General features: G+C 73.2%; 5 protein-coding genes. 3 read left to right on the top strand and 2 right to left on the bottom strand.

All coding sequences use genetic code 11. The annotated features are described in order from the left end of the window. Together NON22_RS21155 and NON22_RS21150 are read right to left on the bottom strand one after the other, a co-directional pair. Positions 1–252: hypothetical protein (locus NON22_RS21155; RefSeq protein ID WP_257388970.1), on the bottom strand; the 252-nt coding region annotated here is incomplete at its 3' end. A gap of 245 nt (positions 253–497) precedes the next feature. Continuing rightward, positions 498–1670, bottom strand: a complete 1173-nt coding sequence (locus tag NON22_RS21150) for a phosphoglycerate kinase (protein WP_257388969.1) — start codon at positions 1668–1670, stop codon at positions 498–500. 168 nt (positions 1671–1838) lie between these two features. Between NON22_RS21150 and plsY the strand changes: the two genes are divergently transcribed. From plsY to NON22_RS21135, 3 genes are all read left to right on the top strand, one after another. After that, positions 1839–2480 (top strand): glycerol-3-phosphate 1-O-acyltransferase PlsY, encoded by a 642-nt coding sequence (plsY, locus tag NON22_RS21145; RefSeq protein ID WP_257388968.1) that lies wholly within the window; start codon positions 1839–1841, stop codon positions 2478–2480. After that, positions 2480–3448 (top strand): biotin--[acetyl-CoA-carboxylase] ligase, encoded by a 969-nt coding sequence (locus NON22_RS21140; protein WP_257388967.1) that lies wholly within the window; start codon positions 2480–2482, stop codon positions 3446–3448. The genes plsY and NON22_RS21140 overlap by 1 nt, the downstream gene beginning before the upstream one ends. Beyond that, positions 3445–4094: type III pantothenate kinase (locus NON22_RS21135; protein ID WP_257388966.1), on the top strand; the 650-nt coding region annotated here is incomplete at its 3' end. The genes NON22_RS21140 and NON22_RS21135, both read left to right, overlap by 4 nt.

Genomic DNA, 4094 nt, shown 5'->3' with positions numbered 1-4094 from the left:
CGCGCCGAGCTCGACGGCGACGCGGCGGCCGGCCAGCGCAGGCAGATCGCCGGCGCCGAACCGCGCCTGCTGCGGGTCCAGCGTGTGGCGCCGGCCGGCGTCGTCGACGAGCGTGGCGCGGAACTGGGCGGCGCCGCCGGTTGCCGGGTCCGGATCGCCCCAGGTCAGTTCGAGACGGCCTTCGAGCGGCGCGGCCGTTGCGGCGACGGCGGCGAGCAGCAGGAGAGCGGGAGCGAGGCGGAACGCGGTCATGGCACGGACAGGCAGGAAGGAGCAGGGCGCACCCTAGCGTCGCCCTGCGCCGCCGTCTGTTAAGCCCGACCCGGTTCGACGGGCGGGCCGGAGCCGCCGGCAAATCCCGGCGTTGCGGCGTTCCGTGGACCGGTGCGCCGGACTCCCGGCGAGCATCGGCCGCGACGCCGGCCCGGGCGCGGTCCGTTCGCCGCATCGCGCGCGCGACGCCGCGGCTCACCCCGGCCCGCGCGGCGAATCTGCCGTCAGGCGCGCGCCTTCAGCGCGGTGACGGCCGGCAGTTCCTTGCCTTCGAGGAATTCTAGGAACGCGCCGCCGCCGGTAGAGATGTAGCTGATGTCGGCCTCGACGCCGTATTTCTCCACGGCCGCGAGCGTGTCGCCGCCGCCGGCGATCGAGAACGCCTTCGATGCGGCGATCGCCCGGGCCAGGGTTTCGGTGCCCTTGCCGAACGCATCGAACTCGAACACGCCGACCGGGCCGTTCCAGACCACGCTGCCGGCCTTGGCGATCAGCGCCGCGTAGCCGGCCGCGGTCTGCGGGCCGATATCGAGGATCATGTCGTCGGCGCCGACCGCGTCCACGGCCTTGATCGTCGCCGGCGCATCGGCGGCGAACGCCGGGGCGACGACGACGTCGCTCGGAATCGGCACCTCGGCACCGCGCGCCTTGGCCGCGGCGATGATCTGGCGCGCCGTGTCGAGCAGGTCGTTCTCGACCAGCGACTTGCCGATCGCATGGCCGCTCGCGGCGATGAAGGTGTTGGCGATGCCGCCGCCGACGATGAGCTGGTCGACCTTGCCGACGAGGGTCTGCAGCAGCTCCAGCTTGGTCGAGACCTTGGAGCCGGCGACGATGGCGAGCAGCGGACGCTGCGGATTTTCCAGCGCCTTGGCCAGCGCATCGAGCTCGGCCATCAGCAGTGGACCGCCGCAGGCGACCTTCGCGGCGCGTATCGCGCCGTGCGTCGAGGCCTGCGCGCGGTGCGCGGTGCCGAACGCGTCCATGACGTAGACGTCGCAGAGCGCGGCGTACTTCGCGCTGAGCTCGGGCGAATCCTTGCCTTCGCCGACGTTCATGCGGCAGTTCTCCAGCAGCACGACTTCGCCGGGCGCCACGTCGACGCCGTCCAGATAGTCGCGCACGAGGCGCACCGGGCTGCCGAGCGCCTCGCCGAGCCAGGCCGCGACCGGCGCGAGCGATTCGGCTTCGGAGAACTGGCCTTCGACCGGCCGGCCCAGGTGCGACATGACCAGCACGGCGGCGCCGGCGTCGCGCGCGAGGCGCAGGGTCGGCAAGGCGGCGTCGAGGCGCTGGGTCGCGGTGATGCGGCCGTCCTTGATCGGCACGTTCAGATCCTCGCGGATCAGCACGCGCTTGCCGCGCAGGTCGAGGTCGGTCATGCGGAGAATGGACATGGAAGCTCCGGAACGGGAAGGGGCGGGCGCAAACCGCGGATTACAGCCGCGCCCCGGAGGGTTTGCAAATCACGAAGCCGCGCGCGCGGCGCAAATCGTGCCGGCGGCCGCGCCGGCCGCGGCCGGCATGGATTAGGCTTTGCGCCCCTGTCCGCGCCCGGCGGTGCCATGTTCGTGCTGATGACCAAGGCGGTGTTCGCCTACGCGCTGGGGTCGGTCTCCGGCAGCCTGCTGCTGGGCCGGCGCCAGGGTTTCGACATACGCCGGGCCGGCAGCGGCAACGCCGGCGGCACGAATGCGCTGCGTACGCGCGGCTGGCGCTTCGCGCTGGGTGTCGTCGTCATCGACATCGGCAAGGGCGCGCTGGCGGTCTGGCTCGCGCTGCTGGTGCCGACCACCGCGGCGTCGCCGGGCCTCCACGTCGAAGCGCTGGCCTGCGGCTTCGCCGCGGTGCTCGGCCACGTGTTCCCGGTCTACTACGGCTTTCGCGGCGGCAAGGGCGCGGCCACGGTCGTCGGCACCCTGGCCGTGCTGCAGCCGCTGCTGCTCGCGCCGCTGCTGCTGGTTTGGCTCGCGATCCTGACCACGACCGGCTATGTCGGGCTCGCGACCGTGATCGCGGGCCTGAGCCTCGTGCCGCTGACGGCCTGGATCGCGCCGCACGTGCATGGCCTGCTGGCCTATGCCTCCGCCTGCGCCGTGCTGCTGACCCTGACGCACGCCGGCAACCTGCTGCGCCTGTACCGCGGCACCGAGCACCGCTTCGAGCGTGCCCGCGTGCTCGCGCGGCTGTTCGCGGAGCGGCGCTGATGCAGACGCGCGATCTCGTCGCCGCGCTCGCCGACGGGCGCGGCTGGTCGGGCAGCGAACTCGCGCGCCGCTTCGGCGTCACGCGCGCGGCGGTCTGGAAGCGGCTCGACGAGCTGCGCGAAGCCGGCCTGCCGCTGCAGGCCGCGGCAGGCCGCGGCTATCGCCTGGAGCTGCCGCTGGAACTGCTCGATGCGACGGCCATACGCGCGGCGCTGCCGCCGGCGCTGCAGGCGCGTTTCGGCGATATCGCCGTGCATTGGGACATCGATTCGACCAGCAGCGAGCTGCTGCGCACGGCCGTCGCGCACGGCGACCTCGCCGTCTGCCTCGCCGAGCAGCAGAGCGCCGGCCGCGGCCGGCGCGGACGCCAGTGGCAGTCGCCGCCGCTGTGCAATGTCTATCTGTCCGTGCTCAAGCGCTTCACGCGCGGCATGGGCAGCCTGGCCGGGCTCAGCCTGGCCGTCGGCGTCGCCGCGGCCCGGGCGCTCGAACGCTGCGGCGCGCCGGCGCTGGGCCTGAAATGGCCGAACGACGTGCTCGCCGGCGACGGCAAGCTGGCCGGCATCCTCGTCGAGCTCGGCGGCGAGTTCCTCGGTCCTTGCCATGCGGTCATCGGCATCGGCGTGAACGTCTATCTCCCCGCGGTCGTGCGCGCGGCCATCGATCAGCCCGCGGCCGACCTCGCCGCGATCTGTGCGCCGCTGCCGTCGCGCAATCGCGTCGTCGCCGCCGTGCTGGGCGAACTGGCCGAGGTGCTGGACCGCTTCGAGACCGACGGCTTCGCCGGCCTGCGCGCGGCCTTCGTCGAACGCGACCGTCTGTTCGGGCAGGTGCTGAACCTGACCGACGCGAACGGCATGCAGCAGGGCATAGGCGCCGGCGTCGACGCGCGCGGCGCGCTGCTGCTGCGGCAAGGCGATACCATCGCCGGCTTCGACAGCGCGGAAGTGACGGTAAGGCGCGCATGAACCTGCTCGTGGATCTCGGCAATACGCGTCTCAAGTGGGCGCTGCAGGACGACACCGGGCTGCAGGTCGGCACGCCGGTCGATCATTCGCGGCCGCTGGCGCAGCAACTGGCTGATGCCTGGCGCGACGCGCCGCCGCTGCGCCGCGCGCTCGTCGCTTCGGTAGGCCGGCCGCGCCTTGAGGCCGAACTCGTGCAGGCCGTGCGCACGCGCTTCGGCGTGGAGCCCGAATTCGTCGCGAGCGCGGCGGAGGCCTGCGGCGTGCGCAGCGCTTATGCGCGGCCGCAGAAGCTCGGCGTCGACCGCTTCGTCGCGCTGATCGCATTGCACACGCAGCAGGCCGAGGCCGTGGTGCTCGCGAGCGTCGGCACAGCCCTCGTGCTCGATGCGCTCGACGCCGGCGGCGGGCATCTCGGCGGCCTGATCGCGCCGAGCCCGATGCTGATGCAGCAGGCGCTGCTCGGCGCGACGGCGCGGGTCGGCGCTTCGGATACGGCGCGCATCGTCGAGGCCGCCGACGACACCGAGGACGCCGTGCGCTCGGGCTGCTGGCTTGCGGCGGCTTCACTTGTGGAAAGGTTCCATGCGCAGATCGGCGCGCGCCTCGGCGCCACGCCGGCGCTCGCGCTGGCCGGCGGCGCCGCCGG

The sequence above is a fragment of the Tahibacter caeni genome, assembly GCF_024609805.1.
GTDB classification, from domain to species: domain Bacteria; phylum Pseudomonadota; class Gammaproteobacteria; order Xanthomonadales; family Rhodanobacteraceae; genus Tahibacter; species Tahibacter caeni.
The sequence above is the reverse complement of the archived record's forward strand: the minus strand, read 5'-3'. Positions and strand labels throughout refer to the sequence as shown.